The organism is Geobacillus sp. PLS 41 (assembly GCF_056494105.1).
The window spans coordinates 514,605-537,018 of record NZ_CM151395.1; the positions used below are offsets into that span (position 1 = coordinate 514,605).

Here is a 22,414-nt window from a genome sequence, read left to right on the forward strand (position 1 = left end):
TCACTATTCTTTCGCAAACGCAAAAACGCTTTGGTCACCCAAAGCCGCCCTTAATGGATGAATTTTTCGTATTGATGCCATTCCGGGTTTCGCGCCAACGCCTCTTGACAGTCTTCGCAAATCGTTTTCACATGAATGTCACCGTTCGGTTCATACGAAATCATCTCGAGCCGTTCCTCTTCCGTTAAGTGGTGGAATCCCAGTTTCTCGCTGTATATCGGCATTTGCTCAATCGTTCCGACTTTTGCACCGCAATGGCGGCAATAGTAATGTAGCGCCATTCAAGCCAACCTCCTCACTGGGCACCTGCTGTTCCGTCCACAAGGCAGGAAAAGCCGACGCTTCGGCCGCCTCCCGTACTCACATTGTGCACCAGTTCAGAGGAAAATATTCACTCGTTAAAATCATTCATCACTTGAATAAATGGCGCCTTCACCGCCTGTTCACACGCATCGGCCGCCCGCAGCACCGCTTTGTCCACCGCCGGTTTCTCCTCTTCTGTAAATCGGCCTAGCACGTAGTCCGTGACCGGCTGACCGCCGGCCGGCCGGCCGATGCCGATGCGGATGCGCTTAAACTGCTCGGTGCCAAGGTGGTGAATGAGCGATTTGACGCCGTTATGGCCGCCGGAACTCCCTTTTAAGCGAAGGCGGATTTTCCCTGGCGGGAGATCGAGGTCATCGTAAATGACGATGACATCATCGATGGCAATGTCGTAGTAATCCATAAGTGGGCGAACACATTCTCCTGATAAATTCATATATGTCAACGGCTTGCATAATGCTACTTTTTCGCCAGAAACGGACGCCGTTCCAAACAAGCCGCGAAATTTAGCGGTTTTTAACGATACATTCCAGCGCTTCGCCAGTTCGTCGATGACGAAAAAGCCGACATTGTGCCTTGTTTGCTCATACTCCTTGCCCGGATTGCCGAGCCCGACAAACAGCTTCAATCCTCGCGCTCCTCTCTTTGCATGATACTACAAAAGACGTAACCGAAACGGTTACGTCTGTCACTCTTCTGGCGTCGTTTCTCTTCCTTCCGCAGCGTCAGGCTGTCCTGCCTCTTGCTGTTCGCCGCTATCGATTTCTTCCTCTTGTTGCGGCGGCAAGATCGTGGCGATCACCTCGGAAGGTTCATGATTGATTTCAAATTTGCCGTCCGTTTTCACATCGCCCACGGTGACGGTATCGCCCACTTGCAGGCCGGAAATGTCCACTTCAATCACTGGCGGGATGTTCGCCGGCAAGACGCGGATCGACAGCTCATGCAAGTTTTGCTGCAGCACACCGCCGTCTTTCACGCCAGGCGCTTCACCCACCAAGCGGACTTCCACATCAATATCGACCTCCGTTGACATGTCAACCGCTTGAAAATCAGCGTGAAGAAGATGACCGCGCAACGGGTCGCGCTGCAGTTCGCGCAACAACACGGAATGTTCCTCACCGCCGACTTTCAGCGTCAGCAAGCTTGTGCGCCCGCCTTCACGAAGCGCTTTCTCCAGCTCTGCAGTGCTGACGAAAATCATTTTGTTTTCGACTTTTTTGCCGTACAAAATCGCTGGAATGCCGCCTTGTGAACGAATGCGGTGCAATGTTGAACGTTTTTTGTCTGCGCGTTCCTTCGCTTCCAACACAATCGCCATGTTTCCTCACCTTCCTGAATTAGAATCTATTGTCTACTTTATCCTAAAACAAGAAGGGCTAAACATGTTTTCCTGCGTTAGTCGAACAGGACGCTGACAGACTTCATTTCATACACGCGGCTAATGGCCTCGGCAATGAGCGGCGCCACCGACAGCTCTACAATTTTATCAATTTTTTTCTCTTCTGGCAAGGCAATTGAATTGGTGACGACAAGCTCCTTGATTCTGGAATTTTGGATGCGCTCAATCGCCGGACCGGACAGCACCGGATGGGTGCAACATGCATACACTTCTTTCGCCCCATTCTCGGCGAGGGCGTTGGCTGCAAGGGTAATCGTGCCGGCCGTATCGATAATGTCATCAATCAAAATAGCCGTTTTCCCCGCCACTTGCCCGACAATGTTCATCACTTCCGCCACGTTCGGCTTCGGCCGGCGCTTATCAATAATGGCGATCGGTGCTTTCAAACGGTCAGCGAGCTTGCGCGCCCTTGTGACACCGCCATGGTCCGGAGAGACGACGACAATATCCTCCAATTGTTTGCTTTTGAAATAATCCGCCAAAATGGGCACACCCATCAAATGATCGATTGGAATATCGAAAAATCCTTGAATTTGAGGGGCATGCAAATCAAGCGTGATGACGCGCGACGCCCCGGCCGTCTCGAGCAAGTTGGCGACCAGCTTCGCTGTAATCGGTTCGCGCGAACGCGCTTTCCGGTCTTGACGGGCATAGCCGTAATACGGCATCACGATATTGATCGTGCGGGCCGAGGCGCGCTTTAACGCGTCGATCATGATAAGCAGCTCCATCAAATGCTCATTGACCGGCACGCTCGTCGATTGAATGACGAACACATCGTCGCCGCGGATGCTTTCTTCAATGTTGATTTGAATTTCCCCGTCGCTGAAACGGGAAACGGAACATTTGCCGAGCTCGATTCCCATGACTTCTGCAATTTCCTTCGCCAACTTCATGTTCGAGTTCAGAGCGAACAATTTTAATTGATGCTGACAGTCAGACATGATAGACCTCCGCTAAGATTTTTTCTTGCCTGGCAGGCGATCAACATAATGTTCTTTATTGACTTGCCGGGCGCGGGCAATGGCAAGTGCGCGGCCGGGAACGTCGTCTGTAATCGTCGATCCCGCGGCGACGTAAGCGCCTTGACCGACCGTAACAGGGGCGATCAAATTGACGTTGCAACCGATAAACGCCCCATTTTCGATTTTGGTCATATGCTTATTCACGCCGTCGTAGTTGACCGTAATCGACCCGCAGCCAAGATTGACATCGGCGCCGACTTCAGCATCGCCGATATAACTCAAATGCGGCGCCTTGCTTCCTTTGCCGAACGTCGATTTTTTCACCTCGACGAAATTGCCGATCCGCACCTCATCGTCGATTTTTGACAGCGGTCGAATATGGGCGAACGGGCCGATCGTCACATCCGAACCAATCTCGCTGTCATGGGCGACCGAATGGCGAATCGATGTGCGATGGCCGATATAGCAATTTTTAATTTCCGAATTTGGTCCAATGACGCAGTCTTCACCGATCACCGTCTCGCCTTCAATCACCGTGCCGGGGTAAATGACCGTGTCGCGTCCGATCATCGCCTCGGCGGAAATATAAGTGGAAGCCGGATCGATGATCGTGACCCCGTTTTTCATATGCTGACGGCAAATTCGAGCACGCATGATCCGCTCCGCTTCGGCGAGGGCGATGCGGTCGTTTACGCCGATCGTTTCCTCAAACGACGGCGCCTGATAGGCGGATACAACGCCGCCGTCGGCTTTGATAATTTCAATCACATCCGTTAAATAATATTCACCTTGAGCGTTGTCGTTGGTCACTTTTGTAAGCGCTTGAAACAATGTCTGGTTGTCAAAGCAATAGATTCCCGTGTTAATCTCGCGAATGTTCCGCTCTTGCTCGCTCGCATCCTTATGTTCGACAATTTTCTCGACATGGCCAGCCTGGTTGCGGACAATGCGGCCATATCCGGACGGATCATCAGCGATGGCCGTCAATACGGTCGCCTTCGCCTTGGCGGCCATATGATGCTCGACGAGCGTCTCCATCGTCTCAGCGGTGATGAGCGGCGTATCCCCACAGACGACAATCGTCACTCCTTCAAGGCCGCGCAAATGCGGAGCCGCCTGCATTACTGCATGCGCCGTCCCGAGTTGCTCCTCCTGCAGGGCATATTCACACTGAGAGCCGAGCTGTTCTTTCACTTGTTCCGCCCCAAATCCCACTACCGCAATCGTTTTTTCCACCCCAAGCTTCGACACTTGGTCGATGACGTGCTGAACCATTGGCTTGCCGCAAACGGGATGAAGCACTTTATACCACTTTGATTTCATCCTCGTCCCTTGTCCGGCCGCCAAAATGACCGCATATCGCTTCATGTGAAAGGCCTCCAATTACCCTTTTATCCATAATTGAATATATATGAATCAGTGGCACTTTTCAAGGAAACAATGCGGTTGCCAAAAAAATAGAGAGCTTGGTGAATTTCACCTAAGCTCCCTTTCATATGTTTACGAAGCGCCAGCTTCTTCAAGTTCTTCTTCCAACTTCCCGAGGCGGTGATATTCAGCGAGGATCGCCTCCTGGATTTTCCCGCGCGTGGCGGAATTGATCGGATGAGCGATATCACGGAACTCCCCATCTGGTGTGCGCTTGCTCGGCATCGCGACGAACAGCCCATTGTTTCCGTCGATGACGCGGATGTCATGGACGACGAACTCGTTGTCCAACGTAATGGAGGCGATCGCTTTCATCCGTCCTTCGGTATTGACGCGGCGTAATCTTACGTCTGTCACTTCCATTTTGCTCACCACCTTTTCCCCTATATGAGACTCGATGTAATTAATTCCACGTGCTCGAGTCATTTCCTTCTTTTTTCGAAAAATTTTTTATAAATTTTTATGTAGGGAAAAAGTGGGGCTAATCATTACGGAACGAGGGCAACGACTTCAATTTCGACAAGGACATCTTTCGGCAGCCGGGCTACTTCCACGCACGAGCGCGCCGGCTTATGGTTCGGGAAGTATTGGCTGTACACTTCATTCATGGCCGCGAAATCATCCATATTTTTCAGAAATACGGTCGTTTTCACCACCGTATCGAGCGAAGCGCCGGCCGCTTCCAATACGGCCTTCAAGTTTTGGAACACTTGATGCGTCTGCGCTTGAATGTCGCCTTTCACCAATTCCCCTTCTGGAGTGAGCGGGATTTGCCCCGAGCTGTAAAACATGTTGTTGACGATGATCCCTTGCGAATATGGGCCGATCGCTTGCGGCGCCTTCGTTGTCTCTACCTTTCTCATGAGCCAGTCTCCTTTCTTGATTTTTATGTCAAGCAGCGAGTGCTATAAAAACGCTTTGTAATTGCCTTCTTTGACAGCGATCCGCTTTTCTTTTACGTCGACCTCGGACAGTTTGACGAGTGAAATGTATTCGTCGACCAACCGTTCTTTCGCCTCCTCCGACTCGACGAGCACGCCAATGCCGGAGACATTGCCGTTAAACTCCTGCAGCAAACTGATCATGCCGTTGATTGTACCCCCCGCCTTCATAAAATCGTCGACGATGAGCACATTGGCTCCTTCCGCTAAGCTGCGCTTCGATAGGACCATCGTTTGGATGCGTTTGGACGAGCCGGATACGTAATTGATGCTCACCATCGGTCCTTCTGTCACTTTATTGTCATGGCGGACGATGACAACGGGCACATACAAAAAGTTGGCGATGGCATACGCGAACGGAATCCCATTGGTGGCGATCGTCATGACGACATCCACCGGACGGTCGGCAAACATCGACGCATAAAGGCGGCCGATTTTGTTCATAATACGGGGATCGCCAAGAATGTCGGTCATATACAAATATCCGCCGGGAAGAAGCCGATCCGGACGCGACAGTTGTTCACACAAATACGCAACCACTTCTTCCGCTTCCTCAGCAGCCATTTTTGGAATGTATTGCACGCCACCGGCAGCGCCGGGCAGCGTCCGAACGGTTCCGATTCCTTGCTGCTCGAACGTCTGCTTAATGATGGCCAAATCTTCGCTGATCGACGATTTGGCCGATTCGTACCGCTCGGCAAAAAATGTAAGCGGAATGAGCTGATGTGGCCGTTCAAGAAGATAATGCGTCATATCAACTAAACGGCCGCTTCGCCTTAGCTTCATAGCCGACCTCCTGAAACCGAATATTATAAATATATTTTAACAAAAATGTACGTGTTTAATCAAGAGAATGTCGTTCTCCTAACATTCTCACCGCAAACACTTGGTCACAAAAGCCGCGCAACCCATTGTATACCCGCTGCATTCTCGAATCGTGCTCGATCAGTCCAAACACGGTCGGCCCGCTGCCGCTCATCAGCACCGCATCAGCGCCAAACCGCTTCATTTGTTCTTTAATATGCGCGACTTCCGGATATTTTTTCAACGTCACTTCCTCAAGAACATTGCCGACCAACCGGCAGATCGCCGCATAATCTTGCCGCTCGATCGCTCTCACCATCGCATCGACGTCTGGATGGCTGACACGCTCAAGTTCCAAGTTTCGGTACACTTCCGCCGTCGATACACCGATCGGGGGCTTGGCCAGCACAACCCAGCACGGCGGCGGCGAAGCGATCGGAGTGATGATTTCCCCGCGCCCCGTCGCCAAGGCGGTTCCGCCGTAGACGCAAAAAGCGACATCTGATCCGATTTTCGCCCCGAGCTCTGCCAGTTCATCCATCGTTAATCCAAGTTGCCAAAGCTTGTTCAACCCACGCAGCGTCGCCGCCGCATCGCTGCTTCCTCCCGCCAATCCGGCGGCCACCGGAATATGCTTCGTAATCGAAATGGCCACCCCTTGGCGGATCGAAAACGTCTCTTTAAGAAGCTTAGCCGCCTGATACGCCAAGTTGCGGCAATCATCCGGCACAAAGCGGTTTTGCGAAACGATGCGGATCGCATCTTCCTCCGGCAACGCGACAAGCTCAATGCGATCGGCCAAATCGATCGTCGTCATCACCATTTTCACTTCATGGTAACCATCCGGGCGCTTATAAAGAACGTCGAGTGACAAATTGATTTTCGCCGGCGCTTTTATCGACAACCTCACTCATCCTCACCTGCTTCCACGCGCAATCATGAATAAGCGGATTGGCATCCATCGGCTGCTTTCCGTCTCCGCCGTCTTTGCCCCGTCTCATCCGCCTTTCTTTCGTCAACCCATTTTATCATATTACCATGTTCTGGCGACGACGCCAAACAATATATGTATGCAAAAAAGGGCGCCCCGTTCCGGGACACCCTCGCCGCAACACGCCCCGCTGCCGGCGCTATTCCGTTGTTCCGGCCAGCTGCCGCTCCGCCCGTTCAATCGCCAATCTGACCATGTTTCCTGCGTCTTTCGCGCGGATGGCGCCCCACCCCTCACGTTGCACGACATCGTAAAAGCCCAACTCTTTCGCCAGCTCTTCTTTCAAGCGTTGCGACATAATCCCGCGGCGTCGACCCAATGTCAGCAACCCCTTTCCATGTTCATTGGCGCTTATGGCATGAAACGTTTGGCAACCCGCCGGCGCATCAACAAGCCGGCTTTGCATTTGGCCGGGCAAAAGGCGGCTGCGGCAGTTTTAGTATGAAATAAAGAGGGCGGTTTTATCATAGTTCCGAAAGAAAACTCCCGCTTCAAACAAAACGAAGTGGGAGTAGTTCACGTCACCTATTTATGACAAAACAAAAAACAAAAAGCAGCAAACAAATCTGTCTACTGCCCCCCTGCTTGCTCATCATCCCAAAACGTCAACTTTACTGTCTCTGTCAATACGTCGGCGTAGCTGAACGATACGCGTTCAAACGAATTCTCTTTTTGATCCAGCTCAATGACAAATACGGATGGATATGTTTCCGCCAAAATACCACAACGCTCAATCATTTTTCTGCGTCCGCCGTTGGCCCGCAGCGTCAACCGTTTCCCGATATTGGAATCCAGCGTTTTTTTAATATCGGATAAAGTCTTTGGCATTCATCATCCACCTCACTATTTGTAATTATAACAAAGATGGTGTCTAAAGTCAAAAAATAAAGATTATATCAAGGCATTTTTATTTCTGTCAATGTATATTTTTCTACAATATCCTTCTTTTTATGTGTGATGTGGAACTTTTTTGTAAAAAAATGCGACGGACGTATAGAAAAAACCGCCCATCAACTGCGGCGGTTTTCCTCTCGATTCTCAATGAGGCGAAACGGCATCCCGGTGCGGAGCACGCCTTTCGTTTCCACCCCACCAAGCCCCTTTTCCCCAGTTAACGTGTTGCGCAACACATCCCATACGTCGACCGTTTCGGTGAACGGGGTGAAGCTGAGGCGCGAAACGATATAGACGGGGTCCAGAGCATGAATGTTCACCCGCGCTGGTGAACTGGCAAAATTCGCCCCAGCGCGGATGAGAGACTCAAAGTGCGACTGGCAGGCGCCGGCGAAAATGATCAGTTGGTCCAAATGGGGCACTTTTTTGCGCGCCTCTTTCACCGTTTGCACAAAATGGCGCGAATGGCGGTACGCTTTTAACTCATGCACCTTTCCTTTTGACTTCGAATACGAATCATGCCCGGTGATGACTAAAATATCAGGGCGAAACTGCTCGATCCAGTAGCCAACTTTTTCCGGCATTTCGCTTTCCTCGCAGTAAATGCCGTGCACCGGCACGCCGATCCGCTCATACAAATCCATACATTTGCGCAAATATAACGGGTCGCCATCCAAATGAAGAACGCGCCCCGGAATTTGAAAAAAATCTTTCTCCACCCGGTATCCGCCGGTCGCCCGATATTCGACTTTTTGCTTGATCGCCTGATAATCTTGGCGAAAAAGCCGATACGATTGTTCGATCAGCTCGATTTCCCGCTTTTTCCGTTCCTGTTGCTCCTGCTCATCGATGACGACTAAATCGCTGCACGGAGCGTCCGCGACGAGGCGCACGTCTTCACCATACAAAATCGCTTCCCACTCGCCGTTTTTTTCTTTAATATCAATCACTCGGAACAATAAATCACATTGGTAAGACTTGCGGGCGACAATATCGCCGATTTTAATGACGTCCATCACCGCTCACTCCATTGCATAATCGTTGTCATCCATACGATATGCACGTGCGGACAATAGGTGATAGACGCCTGTTTGGACGGCTTTGGTTGACGAAAAGACCGCTGCCCCCTAGAGGAGCGCTTTCTTTACGACTCCTTCATTTGCCGAAAAGCGGTGCCAACGCGTTGCTTAATGAAGCAAACTCAGCGATGTCAAGCGTCTCTCCGCGGCGGCGCGGGTCAATGCCCAAAGCAACGAGCACTCGTTCAATTTTCTCTTTGTTCTCTTTTCCTCCCGGCAAATTGTTTGTTAAGTTGTTGAACAGCGTTTTGCGGCGCTGGGCGAAGCTTGCCCGCACTACTTGGAAAAACACGCCCTCATCGTCGACAACAACAGGCGGATGCTGCCGCTTTACGAGCCGGATGACAGCAGAATCAACGTTCGGCTGCGGCATAAAGACGGTGCGCGGCACCGTCATGACGACTTCCGCTTCGGTATAATACTGCACAGCGATCGTCAGCGAGCCGTAATCTTTTGTCCCTGGCTTAGCGGCAAGACGGTCGGCGACTTCTTTTTGCAGCATGACGACCATGCCTCGGATCGGCAACCGCTCGGTAAGCAGCTTCATAATGATCGGTGTCGTCACATAATAAGGTAAGTTGGCGACGACCATCCGGTCGCTTACATCAGCCAGTTCCTCGGCGATGACGGCATGCAAGTCGGCCTTTAATACATCTTGGTGAAAGATGCGCACATTGTCATAAGCAGACAGCGTGTCGGCCAAAATGGGCAACAGTCGGCCGTCGATTTCGAAAGCGACGACTTTTTTCGCCCGTCGCGCCAATTGTTCCGTCAACGCTCCGATGCCCGGTCCGATTTCAATCGCTCCTGTATCAGGGGAGATGTCGGCAACATCCACGATTTTCCGCAAAATGTTCGCATCGATCAAAAAGTTTTGCCCAAGGCTCTTTTTAAACGAAAAGCCATATCGCTCCAAAATTTCTTTCGTCCGCCGCGGTGTTGCAATATCTTTATACATCGTCTGCCTCCTCCTGCATCACGTGCGCTAACGCGGCATAAAAAGCATCACGGGAAATGCGGAACACTTGCAGCCGCTTATGAAACTGCCGACCGTTCGCATAGCCGATTTTCAGCTCCTCGCCGAGACGCTGCCGCCGCCGGCGCGCCATCGCACCGCCGATCAACCCAGCCTCGATCAGTTCAGCAAACGTAATTTCTTCCTTCCAATCCGACGCCTCTTCATACACGTTGGCGAGCGCCCGACGGATTTCGTCAGGGGACGCGTGCTCAACCCCGATGCCCTTGCCGTTTTTCGCTTTGGCTGCCTCGCGCGGCAAAAAGGCATGCTTGCACCCCGGCACCTGTTCGGCAATCGTGCGGCGAATTTTTTCGCCGGGAAAATCGGGATCGGTAAAAATGATCACGCCGCGGCGCTCTTTCGCCAGCTTGATCCGCTCAATGACATCCGCGCCCACTGCTGCTCCGTTTGTCTCGATTGTATCGGCATCGACGGCGCGCCGGATCGCCGCCGTATCATCTTTTCCTTCCACAACGATCACTTCTTTGATCTTCATCCTCCCATTGCAGAAACAACGGAATCGTCTCTTTTTCCTATTTCTGCAATGCCTCCTTTCCGGTAAAATCAAAAGTAAGGCGAATCATCGCCGAAAGCCGCTTCATTCCCTTATTATTTTTTGAATTTCGCTGAAACTTTTTTTCCGTTTGCATCGTCTAATTTAGCAGAAACGGCGCGCATTGTCGCGGCACAATGCCATTATAGCGAAAAAAAGCAGAGGGAAAAAACCCTCCGCTTCGTTCTCCCATCGCATCTCTATGGCAATACCCGTATTTTCACGCGCTTTCTGCCCCAACGAAACGCATCCGACCGTTCCGGGAAAAACACATCAATTTTATATCCGCGGATGCCTGAGCCGGTGTCAGCGGCAATGGCATATCCGTATCCTTCCACATACACTTTCGACCCAAGGGGGATGATGGACGGGTCGACCGCAATCACTTTAGCGGAAGGATTTTTGCGCAAGTTGATGCCCGTGCTTGTTATGCCTGAACAGCCTGCACAATAGGCAGTGTAGGCGGTGGCGGTGACGTAAAATTCCTTCGCGGCATGGTCCGAGCCGCGCGAGGACGGGCGGTCGGGCGCGGCAGCTGAGCGCACAGTTTTCGTGCCGATGGCGACAATGCGCGCCTTGCTTTCTTTTAGCGTTTTCGCAGCGATTAGTTTGCGCGCCGTTTCTTTGCCGTTTTCCAATGTCACCTCATACGTTTTTTGAACCATCCCTTTTTCTCCAGGCTGAATGACGCGCCGCTCTCCTTTCGGCAATGAGTCGTCCCGTTTTGTCACCACGGCAAAGTCGACGGGTTCTTCCACTACATCGGTGACTTTTTTTACTCGGACCACACAAATGGTCATCTGTTCTTTGACCATTTCGTGCAAGGAGGGCTCTATCCGATCGAGTTGACCTAGCTGAATCCCTTGCTGCTTCAAAAAGTCAGCGACCGTAGTCGAAGTTGTCCATACCTGCTGTTGTTTACCGCCGACATTGACGTGGACTGGAAACGCCTTTTCAACGCCGATGTCCATGCCTTTTTGAATTTTCGCCGAAAGCGCCGGCGCCACTTTGTCATACGGCCCGACTGCCACGTGCTGCGAACGGAGCAGCTCCGCGACTGTATCGGCTGTCGTCCATATCTTTTTCTTTTTTCCATTGACCGTCAGCGTCACTTCTTTGCTTGCTTCCCAAACGATATGGAGATCGTCGGTGATCGGTGAGTGGAGAGACGGATAAACATAATCTTCTTTGCGCGGTTGAATGTTTTGCTCCGCAAGCAGCTCTTTCACCGTTTTCGCATGAGTGCGAATTTCTTGTTTGTTTCCGTTTTTGATCAGCGTCACATCGTCTTTGGCCATCTCATATCCAGCAACCCCTGTCGTCGCGGAGATGGCGAGAAACCCGCCCGCTGTGACGGTCACGTTTTTCCTCCATAAGTCCAGCCATTTCCTCCCATTCGGCAACATCAGATGAACGCCTCCTTTTTCTACGGAATTCCCCTCTCCCTTTAACATGTACGCACGAGCATACTCTATTATGCAGAAAATTCAGTGAAAAAGGAAGGAAGACTTGTCGACACGCGGTTGGCTCATATCGGCTGAATTTGTAGAATTTTATCGTCTTCGCCGCACCTTCGACAAGCTTCCCCGCTGTTCGACGCCTAATTTTAGCGGTCGATGGCGAACAATTTTTTGGCATTTTCCGCCGTTGTTTCCGCTACTTCGGCAAAAGAAATGTTTTTGATCTGTGCGATCGCTTCGGCAACGTATTTGACATAGCTCGGCTCGTTTCGTTTGCCGCGGAAAGGGTGAGGCGTTAAATATGGACAATCGGTTTCGATCAATAAATGGCTCAGTGGAATCTCCTTCGCCACTTCCTTCGGTTTTTTCGCATTTTTAAACGTGACCGGTCCGCCAAGGGAAATGAGAAAATTCATGTCCATGCACTGTTTGGCCACCTCGACGCTGCCGCTGAAACAATGCATAATCCCGCCGACTTCGGCGGCGTTTTCCTCTTGCAAAATTTTTAAAATATCTGCCGTCGCCTCACGGTTATGAATAATGATCGGCAACTTCACCTTTTTAGCCAGCCGGATTTGCTGCCGGAACACCTCTTGTTGCACGTCTTTCGGCGATTTATCCCAATGGTAGTCAAGCCCCATCTCGCCGAGCGCCACGACTTTCGGGTGAGCGGCGAGCTGTTCAATCATCTGCAAATCATCGTCCGTCATCTCGATCGCATCAACCGGATGCCAGCCAACCGCCGCATAAATAAACGGATACCGCTCGGCCAGCTCGATCGCCCGATCGATCGTCGGACGGTCAAACCCGACGACGACAATGTGTGAAACCCCTTCATCGCGGGCGCGTTCAATGACTTGTTCCAAATCTTCTTCGTATTGGACTGCATTCAAATGTGCGTGCGTATCAAACAGCATACTAATGCCCTCTTTTCCACCTTGATGTTAAGTGTAGCATAGAAATTGGTTACATACGTCACATTTCGTTAACATTTCCATTACAAAATAGCGACAAGGAGGTGTCAAGCGCAACACCCCCCTGCCAAGCAAACCGTTATTTGATTTTCGTTCCATTCGGCACGTGTTGATCAACCGTCGCCAGCGAAAATTCCCCGCCGCTGCCTCCGGCTAGAATCATGCCTTCCGACCATTCGCCGCGAAGCTTGGCTGGTTTTAAATTGGCGACGCAAATGACTTTTTTGCCGACTAGTTCTTCTGGTTTGTAAAACTCAGCAATGCCGGAGATCACTTGCCGCTTCTCGCCGCCAAGGTCAAGCTGAAGCTTCAACAGCTTATCGGCGTTTTTTATCCGTTCGGCATGGATGACTTCAGCGACGCGCAAATCGATTTTGGCGAACTCGTCAATCGAAATTTCCGCCGCCTCCGCTGCTTTTTTTCCTCTTTTACCGGTTCAGCGGCCGGTTTGCCCCCTTGCATATGCGCCTTAATGTACTCCACTTCCGCTTCGATGTCGAGGCGCGGGAAGAGCGGTTCTCCCTTTTGCACTTTTGTCCCTTCCGGAATGAGGCCGAAATCGTACAAGCTGTCCCATTCTTTTAATGAATGATCAGTGATGCCGAGCTGAGCGAACATGCGCTCCGGCGTGCGCGTCAAAAACGGCTGGAGCAGCACCGCCGTATGGCGAAGCGATTCAGCCAAGTGGGTCATGACGGCGGCAAGCTCATCCCGTTTCTGTTCGTCTTTCGCCAATACCCATGGCTGCGTTTCATCGATGTATTTGTTCGTCCGGCTAATCAACTGCCAAACAGCGGCGAGCGCAACGGAAAACTCCATTCCCTCCATCGCTTCTTCATATTGACGCACCACTTCGCGCGCCGTTTGCGCCAACTCTTGGTCAAACGGTGTTTTCGGCCCGCGGTATGGCGGAATAACGCCGTCGAAATATTTCTCGATCATCGCCACAGTACGGTGCAACAAGTTGCCTAAGTCGTTGGCCAAGTCATAGTTGATGCGCTCAATAAATCCTTCCGGCGTAAACACGCCATCAGCGCCGAACGGCACTTCCCGCAGCAAATAATAGCGGAGCGCATCAAGCCCATACCGGTCGATGAGCGTCACCGGGTCGACGACATTTCCTTTCGATTTGGACATTTTTCCATCCTTCATCAGCAACCAGCCATGGCCGAATACTTTTTTCGGCAACGGCAAGCCGAGCGCCATCAACATAATCGGCCAATAAATCGTATGGAAACGGACGATTTCTTTGCCGACCAAATGGACGTCCGCCGGCCAATATTTGCGGAACTTTTCATCGTTGTCCGTGCCGTAGCCGAGCGCTGTGATATAGTTGGCAAGCGCGTCGATCCAGACATAGATGACATGCTTCGGATTGCCTGGCACTTTAATGCCCCAATCGAACGTCGTCCGGGACACAGCCAAATCCTCAAGCCCCGGCTTAATGAAGTTGTTGATCATCTCATTTTTCCGCGATTCCGGTTGGATAAAATCGGGATTTTCTTCGTAATATTGCAACAAGCGGTCGACATATTTGCTCATCCGGAAGAAATAGGACTCTTCTTTCACTTTCTCAACAGGCCGGCCGCAGTCCGGACAGTTGCCGTCCACAAGCTGCCGCTCAGTGTAAAACGATTCGCACGGCGTACAATACCAGCCTTCATATTCGCCCAAATAAATATCGCCTTGTTCGACAAGACGGGTGAAAATTTGTTCGACGACTTTTTTATGCCGCTCCTGCGTTGTGCGAATAAAATCGTCGTAGGAAATGTCGAGCTTCTTCCATAGCTCCTGAATGCCAGCGACGATCTCATCGACGTATTGCTGCGGCGTTACTCCTTTTTCTTCCGCCTTGCGCTGAATTTTTTGCCCATGCTCATCGGTGCCGGTCAAATACATGACATCGTAGCCGCGCATCCGTTTATAGCGAGCCATGGCGTCCCCCGCCACCGTTGTGTAAGCATGACCGATATGCAGGCGGTCGCTCGGGTAATAAATCGGCGTCGTCAAATAAAACGTTTTTTTCTCCATCGGTTAGGCCCTCCCTCGTACTGTTGAGCACAAAAGCCCCCGTCCGGCGACGAGAGCGGCGTTACTTCTATTTTACATAATTTTTTCATTCTACAAAAACATCTATTTCTCGTGGGCTGAAAAAATATACCCAAACCGGCAAAAATACGGCCGCGTTTTCAGCCATCGCTGCGAATTTGTTATACAAGGATAGAGTTTAGATGGGCAAATTCATTCGTTTTCTCCTTTCTTTCTAAACAAACTTTTTTTGAAATAACAATATACATTTTTTTTAAATTTTACATATTAAAGGATTGACGCTTAATGGAAACACTGATATGATTAGGTTGTAGGAAATTTGTCGAATATTGACGAATAAACGACAAAAAACTTTTTTGCGGAGAGGAGAATCGACGATGAAATCGACAGGGATCGTGCGTAAAGTCGATGAGTTAGGCCGCGTCGTCATTCCAATTGAGCTGCGACGTACGTTGGATATTAACGAAAAAGATGCGTTGGAAATTTATGTTGACGATGACCGCATCATTTTGAAAAAGTATAAGCCGAACATGACGTGTGTTGTCACCGGCGAAGTGTCGGACGACAACTTCAAACTGGCCGGCGGCAAAATCATTTTAAGCCGCGAAGGCGCAGAAATTTTGCTGCAGGAGATCCAACAGCATCTAGAAGCAGCAACAGACAAAGAAAAAGAATAAAAAAGTTTCTCTGGCTTCAGAGAAACTCTTTTTTTTCTTCTTCTTGCTGTTGATGATACTGCCGATAAACGTCGCGTTTCGACATATTTCGATCACTGGCCGCCTGTTTCACCGCCTCCTTGACGGAAAGGCTGTGCTCGCGAATATAATAATCGACATGTTCGACAAGCGAAAGCGGCTGCCACCATTCCTCTCCCTCTTGCTCTTGTTTATTCCCGTCTCGCGCCCCTTCGACAATGAGGCAAAATTCACCGCGGGTGTCATGTTCTTCCGCCCAGGCGACCGCATCGCTTAAATCGCCGCGGATGAACTCCTCAAACCGTTTCGTCAACTCGCGGCCAAGAGCGATGCGCCGATTGCCGAATATATCATACATAAGAGCGAGCGTTTCTTTCAAGCGGTGGGGCGCCTCATAAAAAATTAACGTCTCCGCCGCTGTTTTTAATGACAGCAGCTGCTCTTTTTTCTCTTTTTTCGCCCGTTCCAAAAAGCCGACAAACAAAAAGCGGTCCGTGGGCAGCCCGGAGGCGACAAGCGCTGTCAATGCCGCGTTCGCTCCAGGAAGAGGGACGACGCGGCAGCGCTCGGCAAGCGCCGCAACAATAAGCTCATAACCCGGATCGGAAATGCCGGGCATCCCGGCGTCGCTCACCAATGCCACCGTTTTTCCTTCCTTCAGCCATTCGACAAGCTGCCGGCCGCTCGCGTATTTATTATGCTCATGGTAGCTGACGAGCGGCGTATGAATGCCGAAATGGGCGAGCAGCTTTTTCGTCTGCCTTGTGTCCTCGGCGGCGATGACGTCAGCTTCCTGAAGCGTCCTAACCGCACGAAACGTCATATCCTCCAAATTGCCGATCGGCGTCGGCACGATGTACAGTGTCCCTTGCTCCGTTTGTTCGGTAAAACTTTTTTGCTGCCAAAGCATCCTTGTTCCGCCCCTTTAAGATGAAATAATGCCATATAAGATCCGCTTCGTCTCCTCAGTATATTCGTTATTCTCATTATACACGACAAGCGGAGGCAACACTTTTAAGTCCGGGCTTGCGTCTTTTGTCCCTTCAATTAAAATCATGTTCGCCTCTTTGCCCTCTTTCGGGTACACAAAGCGGAGCCGTTTCGGCTCAAGACGGTATTGGCGCATGAGCGTCACAAGATCAAGCAGCCGCCCGGGCCGGTGGACGAACGCCGCCTTCCCTCCTTGCTTCAACAGCTGGCTGCTGACTCGAATCACATCCTCTAGGGTGCAATAAATTTCATGGCGGGCGATGGCGATATGTTCATTTTTGCTCAGTTCGTCTTTGCCGACTGCCGGAAAATACGGGGGGTTGCACGTGACGACATCGTACCGGCTGTAACCGATCCGTTGCGGCGCTTCTTTAATGTCGCCGTGTATGATCTCGATTTGTCCTTCAAGCCCGTTGTATTGCACGCTTCGCCTCGCCATGTCGCAAAGCCGTTCTTGAATTTCGATGCCGATGATCGTCCCTTTTGTTCGCCGGCTCAACAAGAGGGGAATCACCCCGTTGCCCGTGCACAAATCAACAATCTGCCCCTTTTGAATCGGCATATAGGCAAAATGAGCAAGGAGCACGGCATCAAGGGAAAACGAAAATACAGATGGACTTTGAATGATGCGGAGCTCTTCGTTAAACAAATAATCGAGCCGTTCATCCTCGTACAATTCCACCATGACGCACGATCCTCCATTGAAAAAAATAACCTTTCCGAAACGGAAAGGGTGGCGCTGCCTTTAGTTTTTGTTCAAAAACGACAAGCAAAACAAACAATCGCCCTCGGTGCGAATGCTTCCGTAATGGATGTGACAAATATGAAACCCTTCTTGGTAAAGGCGGGCTAAATTGTCATACCCTTCGCCAATGTCGATGAGTTTTTTGCCATGTTTGTCCCCTTTTCGTTTGCCTTCTTCCCATGCTTCTGACAATTGTTCAAGCCGACGGCGCAAATGAGCATTTTCGATTTGCAGCTGGTGATTCTCTTCTAACAGCTCCGTTACGCGCTGTTTCAGCTGCACCAGCTCGCGGTAAAAATAACTAAGTTGCTCTTCCATATTGGCCACTGATCGAAACACTTCTTTTTTATCTACTTTTTCCACTGGCCCCACCCCAAATTAATCCGCGACGCGAATGGACAACGTCCCGTTTTTCATCAGCTCATCGAGTGTATATTCGACGACCCGTCCGAATTCTGGAAGCTCGATTTGCAGCACCCGCTCTAAAATGTTCAAGCCGACGACTTTGCCGAAGCCGTGCGGTGTTTCGACATATTCCCCTAAATCCGGGAGTTGTTCTTTCGCCGTCTCATACTCTTCGTTTTCATATTTCAGGCAACACATCAGCCGGCCGCACAGCCCGGAAATTTTCGTTGGATTGAGCGACAAGTTTTGATCTTTCGCCATTTTGATCGACACCGGTTCAAAATCGCCTAAAAACGTCGAACAGCAAAGCATGCGGCCGCACGGCCCGATGCCGCCAAGCATTTTCGCCTCATCGCGCACCCCGATTTGCCGCAGCTCGATGCGCGTGCGGAAAATCGACGCTAAGTCTTTCACAAGCTCGCGGAAATCGACGCGCCCATCGGCAGTGAAATAAAAGATCACTTTATTGCGGTCAAACGTATATTCCACATCGACGAGCTTCATTTCCAGCCCGTGCTCCTCCACTTTGCGCAAGCAAATGTCATACGCCTCGCGCGCCGCCTTTTTGTTTTCTTCTACAATCCATTTATCTTTCTCATTCGCCACGCGGATCACTTTTTTGAGCGGCAACACGATGTCGTTTTCGTCGACTTGTTTATTGGCGATGACGACTTTTCCGTACTCAATGCCTCGGACCGTCTCGACAATGACGAATTCGCCGACGGGAATAACGGCATCGCCAGGGTCAAAATAATAAATTTTCCCTGCTTTTTTAAAACGGACGCCGACTACCGTATACAACGGCTCTCCCTCCTTTACCGCTTTAATTGAAGAACGAGCTGCTCAACAAGCAACGCTGTGCTCATATTTGTTGTATTTAAACGCGTTTTCGCTTGTAAAATCGCTTCCATGCCAGCCAAAATCCGCCGCTGCGGGCAAGCAAGCGCCCATCGTTGCAGGCGGCCCAGCTGATCGCGGTATAACACGCCGTCCATCTGCCCGGCTTGAATATGCAATAAATCGCGGTATAAATATAAAAGCAAATCAAGTCCAAGGTCAAGCTGATGGTTTTCCAAAAAATGCGGAAACAAGCGGTCGTGGATGAAAAACAAAAGCTGCAGCTCCGGCTTGCCCAGCATCTCATACCATTGTAGCACTAATGTTCGCGCCTCGGCAAACCAACTATCTTGGGCAAGCGCCAGTGCTTCCTCGAAGCTGTTTGTCAAATGGGCAGCCAACAGCGCCAACGGCAACGGCACGTGCTCCTCGACAAGTCCCTGAGCGAGCTCTGCCGGCGGCAACGGCCGGAACGAAAGCACTTGACAGCGGGAAACGATCGTCCCTAGCAGGCGGTGGTATTGCTCAGTCAGCAATACCGCCACCGTCCCCGGATGCGGCTCTTCCAAAAATTTCAGAAGGCTGTTGGCAGCGCTTGTCGTCATTTGATCGGCGTGCTCAACGATGTACATTTTTTTATCCGACTCGACCGCTGTTTTCGAGAACTCTTGCTGCAGCCATTCGATTTGTTCCTTTTTGATTGATCCTCCGTCTGGGCTGATCACCCGGACGTCAGGGTGGTTGCCGGAGTCGATGCGCCGGCAGTTGCGGCACTCCAGACACGGGGAAACTCCGATTGGGGACAGACAAAACAAACGTTTCGCCAACAACAAACTGGCCGCTTTTTTGCCCGTCCCCCGCTGCCCCTCAAACAAGTACGCATGAGAAATCCGCCCTTTTTCCAAGCCGCTTTGCAGCATTTTCGCCACCACCGGCTGGCGTTTCGCTAGCTGTTCCCATCGCATCGCCATCACTCTTCCTTGATTTCTTATTTCTATTCTATCATGTCCACTAGGAATCATCACGGTCGGATTCATGGAAATGGCGCTGTCATCTTCCTTTCAAACGGGAAAGCACCGCGGCCGTTGTTTCAGCGAATACATCATCAAGCGGGCGGTTCGCGTCGATGACGACAATGCGGTCGGCAAACCGTCTGGCGAGTTCCCGATACCCTTCTCGCACCTTCTCATGAAAAGACAACGTTTCAAGGTCAAGCCGATTCACTTCCCGGCTGCGGTTTCGTCGGATTCGTTCAAGCCCAATTTGCGGATCGATATCAAAATAAATCGTCAGCGACGGCATATACCCATCAATAGCGAACTCATTAATTTTCCATACTTCCTCAATGCCAAGCCCGCGGGCAAATCCCTGGTAGGCGAGGGAACTGTCAACAAACCGGTCGCAAAGGACGACGCACCCAGCCTCAAGCGCCGGCACGATTTTCTCAAGCAAATGCTGCCGGCGCGCCGCCGCATACAAAAGCGCCTCCGTCCGCCCGTCCATTTCCGTATAATCACGGTTTAAAATGATTGAGCGAATCGCCTCGGCAATGCGCACCCCGCCCGGTTCCCTCGTCGCCACGACGTCAATCCCCCGCTCACGCAACAACGACTCCAATTTGCTGATCATCGTCGTTTTGCCGGCTCCTTCCGGTCCTTCAAACGAAAAAAAGCATCCGTTCATCACTCGCGGCATCCTTTCCATCCTTCCTATTCGTATACAACCAGCTGACCATCTTTCAGCCGGCTTCCGCCTTGTATGTGCGCCCGCTGACAAAGAAGCTGGCGGATCTGTTCAATATGGCCGCGGCCGATCCGTTCTCCGACCCACACGAGCGGCACCCCAGGCGGATATGGAATGACCGTTTCCGCCGCTATATGTCCTTCAGCTTCCTCGAGCGCCACAGCTTTTGTCCGCAAATGGCGCAGTTCATTATACGGGACTAAAACCGATAGAAGCGGTCCGAGAAAAGGCGAAGCGTCACACACCGGCGCCTCGCCATCTGGCAAATCGCGCCACGCTCGTTTGATTTTCTCCGCTGCTTCCTGAAGCCGCCCGGTTACCGCCAGCGGGCAAACGAAAAGCACGTTCATTCGATCAGCAAGCTCGACAAACACCCCTTCGCGCTCAAGCCAACGTTGCAGTTCATACCCGGTCAAGGAACAGCGCGTCTGCACCGTTACTTTCAGCGGGTCGGTCTGTACGCCAAAATGGCGGGAACAAACGACTGCCACCCCGTCAATATCGGCCAAGGCTGCTTTAAACTTCTCAATTTCTGCCACGATCGCCGCCGCATCGCTTTTTGAAAGCTGGGCGACATAACTCCGCGCCAAATCGAGCGACGCCATAATCGGGTAAGACGGGCTGCTTGACTGAAACAACTGCAAAAAATATTTCAACCGCTCAAGATCAACCCGCTCGCTGTTTACATGCAAAAACGCTCCCATCGTCATCGCCGGCAACGTTTTATGCGCCGACTGCACGACAACATCGGCGCCATAGCGAAGCGCCGATGTCGGAAAAGGGGGGCCGACAACGAAATGGGCGCCATGCGCCTCATCAACCAGCACCGGAATGCCATGTTCATGAACTAGACGGACGATTTCTGTCAAATCGGCGGCCATTCCATAATAATTTGGGTTCGTCAATACAACCGCAGCAACATCATCATGAAGCGCCAACGCCTCTTTGACCGCTTTAGGACGAATGTGCGAAGCGACACACACATCACGATCAAACTCGGGAGCAAGTAGAACAGGAGTGGCTTCCATGAGTTGCAATGCATGCATCACCGATTTATGGCAATTGCGTTGTACAATCACTTTCTTCCTCTTTCCATCACACACGGCGGCGATCATTGCCAAATTCCCTGCCGTCGAACCGTTCACAAGGAAAAACGTCTCCCTAACGCCATACAGCTCCGCCGCCAGCGCCTGCGCCTCGGCAATCACCGACTCAGGATGATGCAAGTCATCCAAGCCGGAAATTTCCGTCGCATCCAACGCCAACAGCGGCGCAAACATATCTCTCCCTCGTTTCGAAAACAAAGCGCCGTATTTATGTCCCGGCACGTGAAACGAAACCGGGCGGCGCGCCCAATGGTGCACGAGAGCGTCATATAAAGGAGTTTTCGTTTGATCCATCATCATCCTCTTTCCTTGCTGTCTGTCCCAGAACGGCCATCATCCGGGCAGACTGCCGAAATGCATGGGATATGCAGGAGAAACATCAAACATATAGTATCACAAACGCCCGAAAAAACGCACGAGTCGCGTCAATCGCAAATAAAAACAGGCCCAAATGCAGGACCTGATTACGAGTGAATTTTCGATGTAAACATTTTGCGCAGCTGCCGCACATAAAACGAGTAGTTCGGGTCGTCCGTATTCGTTTGCACAATCGCCCGGTTGCAGTCCAAACAAAGAAAATGGCCAAAAAGGAAAATCCCTTCCTTTTTTTTCCTGTTCACAAACGATGCATACATGTTCGCGTTGATTCCGGTCTGCTATTGATGTCCTCACGCTCTCCACCTCCCATCCTCTATGTTTCCCACATTGCTAACATTCTATACTAGTAGATGAAAGGAAGAGAGACATTGAGCGGGTCCTTATCGTTTTTTCCTCAAAAAACGAAAACAGCCAATTGCACCAATGCAACTGGCTGCTCGTTTATTGCCTAGCAGCGACCTACTCTTGCAGGGGCGCTGGCCCCAACTACCATCGGCGCTGGAGGGCTTAACTTCCGTGTTCGGGATGGGAACGGGTGTTTCCCCTCCGCCATAGCCACTAGGCAATGATGATCATCTTGGACAGTAATTATTATATCCATCCTGTTGGATTTGTCAACAGGATGTTCATTCC

At 51.1% G+C, this 22,414-nt stretch carries 24 protein-coding genes, 1 rRNA gene and 2 pseudogenes; 1 reads left to right on the plus strand and 26 read right to left on the minus strand.

The window, feature by feature from the left end; all coding sequences use genetic code 11:
* Nucleotides 1–50: 50 nt before the first annotated feature.
* The 17 genes and pseudogenes from ACVX3G_RS02490 to metG all read right to left on the minus strand — a co-directional run bounded on the left by ACVX3G_RS02490 (nucleotide 51) and on the right by metG (nucleotide 14,864).
* A complete protein-coding gene (locus tag ACVX3G_RS02490; protein WP_011229562.1) occupies nucleotides 51–281 on the minus strand; it encodes an anti-sigma-F factor Fin in 231 nt (76 codons plus the stop codon).
* A gap of 110 nt (nucleotides 282–391) precedes the next feature.
* Nucleotides 392–952, minus strand: a complete 561-nt coding sequence (pth, locus tag ACVX3G_RS02495) for an aminoacyl-tRNA hydrolase (RefSeq protein WP_011229561.1) — start codon at nucleotides 950–952, stop codon at nucleotides 392–394.
* Nucleotides 953–1,012: 60 nt separating this feature from the next.
* Entirely contained in the window at nucleotides 1,013–1,645 is a 633-nt protein-coding gene (locus tag ACVX3G_RS02500; protein WP_011229560.1) for a 50S ribosomal protein L25/general stress protein Ctc, read from the minus strand.
* A 77-nt stretch (nucleotides 1,646–1,722) separates the two neighbouring features.
* Nucleotides 1,723–2,670 carry a ribose-phosphate diphosphokinase gene (locus ACVX3G_RS02505; RefSeq protein WP_011229559.1) on the minus strand — a complete coding sequence of 316 codons (948 nt, stop codon included), beginning with the start codon at nucleotides 2,668–2,670 and terminating at the stop codon, nucleotides 1,723–1,725.
* A 12-nt stretch (nucleotides 2,671–2,682) separates the two neighbouring features.
* Nucleotides 2,683–4,059 carry a bifunctional UDP-N-acetylglucosamine diphosphorylase/glucosamine-1-phosphate N-acetyltransferase GlmU gene (gene glmU, locus ACVX3G_RS02510; RefSeq protein ID WP_014194575.1) on the minus strand — a complete coding sequence of 459 codons (1,377 nt, stop codon included), beginning with the start codon at nucleotides 4,057–4,059 and terminating at the stop codon, nucleotides 2,683–2,685.
* 132 nt (nucleotides 4,060–4,191) lie between these two features.
* Nucleotides 4,192–4,482, minus strand: coding sequence for a septation regulator SpoVG (gene spoVG / locus ACVX3G_RS02515; RefSeq protein ID WP_003247437.1), 291 nt, complete (start codon nucleotides 4,480–4,482; stop codon nucleotides 4,192–4,194).
* Between the two features lie 125 nt (nucleotides 4,483–4,607).
* Nucleotides 4,608–4,982 (minus strand): RidA family protein, encoded by a 375-nt coding sequence (locus tag ACVX3G_RS02520; RefSeq protein ID WP_011229557.1) that lies wholly within the window; start codon nucleotides 4,980–4,982, stop codon nucleotides 4,608–4,610.
* Between the two features lie 42 nt (nucleotides 4,983–5,024).
* Nucleotides 5,025–5,846, minus strand: coding sequence for a pur operon repressor (gene purR, locus ACVX3G_RS02525; protein WP_014194574.1), 822 nt, complete (start codon nucleotides 5,844–5,846; stop codon nucleotides 5,025–5,027).
* 55 nt (nucleotides 5,847–5,901) lie between these two features.
* Nucleotides 5,902–6,774, minus strand: a complete 873-nt coding sequence (gene ispE / locus ACVX3G_RS02530) for a 4-(cytidine 5'-diphospho)-2-C-methyl-D-erythritol kinase (protein ID WP_013143962.1) — start codon at nucleotides 6,772–6,774, stop codon at nucleotides 5,902–5,904.
* Nucleotides 6,775–6,994: 220 nt separating this feature from the next.
* On the minus strand, nucleotides 6,995–7,174 hold the full coding sequence (locus tag ACVX3G_RS02535) for a small, acid-soluble spore protein, alpha/beta type (RefSeq protein WP_013143961.1): 180 nt from the start codon (nucleotides 7,172–7,174) through the stop codon (nucleotides 6,995–6,997).
* A 251-nt stretch (nucleotides 7,175–7,425) separates the two neighbouring features.
* Nucleotides 7,426–7,683 (minus strand): biofilm formation stimulator Veg, encoded by a 258-nt coding sequence (gene veg, locus ACVX3G_RS02540; protein ID WP_011229553.1) that lies wholly within the window; start codon nucleotides 7,681–7,683, stop codon nucleotides 7,426–7,428.
* A 182-nt stretch (nucleotides 7,684–7,865) separates the two neighbouring features.
* Nucleotides 7,866–8,765 (minus strand): sporulation peptidase YabG, encoded by a 900-nt coding sequence (yabG, locus tag ACVX3G_RS02545; protein ID WP_014194570.1) that lies wholly within the window; start codon nucleotides 8,763–8,765, stop codon nucleotides 7,866–7,868.
* Nucleotides 8,766–8,904: 139 nt separating this feature from the next.
* Nucleotides 8,905–9,786: a 16S rRNA (adenine(1518)-N(6)/adenine(1519)-N(6))-dimethyltransferase RsmA gene (rsmA, locus tag ACVX3G_RS02550; protein WP_014194569.1), complete on the minus strand. Its 882-nt coding sequence runs from the start codon at nucleotides 9,784–9,786 to the stop codon at nucleotides 8,905–8,907.
* Nucleotides 9,779–10,342, minus strand: coding sequence for a ribonuclease M5 (rnmV, locus tag ACVX3G_RS02555; RefSeq protein ID WP_014194568.1), 564 nt, complete (start codon nucleotides 10,340–10,342; stop codon nucleotides 9,779–9,781). Before rnmV ends, rsmA begins: the two co-directional genes overlap by 8 nt.
* Nucleotides 10,343–10,599: 257 nt before the next feature.
* Nucleotides 10,600–11,805 carry a G5 and 3D domain-containing protein gene (locus ACVX3G_RS02560; RefSeq protein WP_014194566.1) on the minus strand — a complete coding sequence of 402 codons (1,206 nt, stop codon included), beginning with the start codon at nucleotides 11,803–11,805 and terminating at the stop codon, nucleotides 10,600–10,602.
* A 200-nt stretch (nucleotides 11,806–12,005) separates the two neighbouring features.
* Nucleotides 12,006–12,776: a TatD family hydrolase gene (locus tag ACVX3G_RS02565; RefSeq protein WP_013143959.1), complete on the minus strand. Its 771-nt coding sequence runs from the start codon at nucleotides 12,774–12,776 to the stop codon at nucleotides 12,006–12,008.
* A 136-nt stretch (nucleotides 12,777–12,912) separates the two neighbouring features.
* A pseudogene (metG, locus tag ACVX3G_RS02570) lies at nucleotides 12,913–14,864 on the minus strand (methionine--tRNA ligase).
* 395 nt (nucleotides 14,865–15,259) lie between these two features.
* Between metG and ACVX3G_RS02575 the strand changes: the two are divergent.
* A complete protein-coding gene (locus ACVX3G_RS02575) occupies nucleotides 15,260–15,559 on the plus strand; it encodes an AbrB/MazE/SpoVT family DNA-binding domain-containing protein (RefSeq protein WP_011229546.1) in 300 nt (99 codons plus the stop codon).
* A gap of 16 nt (nucleotides 15,560–15,575) precedes the next feature.
* Here ACVX3G_RS02575 and rsmI read toward each other — a convergent pair whose 3' ends face one another.
* The 9 genes and pseudogenes from rsmI to rrf form a co-directional block, all read right to left on the minus strand.
* Nucleotides 15,576–16,487, minus strand: a complete 912-nt coding sequence (gene rsmI, locus ACVX3G_RS02580; protein ID WP_014194563.1) for a 16S rRNA (cytidine(1402)-2'-O)-methyltransferase — start codon at nucleotides 16,485–16,487, stop codon at nucleotides 15,576–15,578.
* Between the two features lie 15 nt (nucleotides 16,488–16,502).
* On the minus strand, nucleotides 16,503–17,252 hold the full coding sequence (locus ACVX3G_RS02585; RefSeq protein ID WP_014194562.1) for a tRNA1(Val) (adenine(37)-N6)-methyltransferase: 750 nt from the start codon (nucleotides 17,250–17,252) through the stop codon (nucleotides 16,503–16,505).
* A gap of 60 nt (nucleotides 17,253–17,312) precedes the next feature.
* Complete coding sequence (gene yabA, locus ACVX3G_RS02590; protein ID WP_011229543.1) at nucleotides 17,313–17,675, minus strand: DNA replication initiation control protein YabA; 363 nt, start codon at nucleotides 17,673–17,675, stop codon at nucleotides 17,313–17,315.
* Nucleotides 17,676–17,690: 15 nt separating this feature from the next.
* Nucleotides 17,691–18,518, minus strand: coding sequence for a PSP1 domain-containing protein (locus ACVX3G_RS02595; RefSeq protein WP_012820432.1), 828 nt, complete (start codon nucleotides 18,516–18,518; stop codon nucleotides 17,691–17,693).
* Between the two features lie 14 nt (nucleotides 18,519–18,532).
* Nucleotides 18,533–19,525, minus strand: a complete 993-nt coding sequence (holB, locus tag ACVX3G_RS02600) for a DNA polymerase III subunit delta' (protein ID WP_014194561.1) — start codon at nucleotides 19,523–19,525, stop codon at nucleotides 18,533–18,535.
* Nucleotides 19,526–19,604: 79 nt separating this feature from the next.
* Complete coding sequence (tmk, locus tag ACVX3G_RS02605; RefSeq protein WP_014194560.1) at nucleotides 19,605–20,237, minus strand: dTMP kinase; 633 nt, start codon at nucleotides 20,235–20,237, stop codon at nucleotides 19,605–19,607.
* A gap of 26 nt (nucleotides 20,238–20,263) precedes the next feature.
* Complete coding sequence (locus ACVX3G_RS02610; RefSeq protein ID WP_025039043.1) at nucleotides 20,264–21,697, minus strand: aminotransferase class I/II-fold pyridoxal phosphate-dependent enzyme; 1,434 nt, start codon at nucleotides 21,695–21,697, stop codon at nucleotides 20,264–20,266.
* Between the two features lie 170 nt (nucleotides 21,698–21,867).
* Nucleotides 21,868–22,075 (minus strand): annotated as a pseudogene (locus tag ACVX3G_RS02615) (sigma factor G inhibitor Gin).
* Between the two features lie 152 nt (nucleotides 22,076–22,227).
* Nucleotides 22,228–22,344 (minus strand): 5S ribosomal RNA (gene rrf / locus ACVX3G_RS02620).
* Nucleotides 22,345–22,414 lie beyond the last annotated feature (70 nt).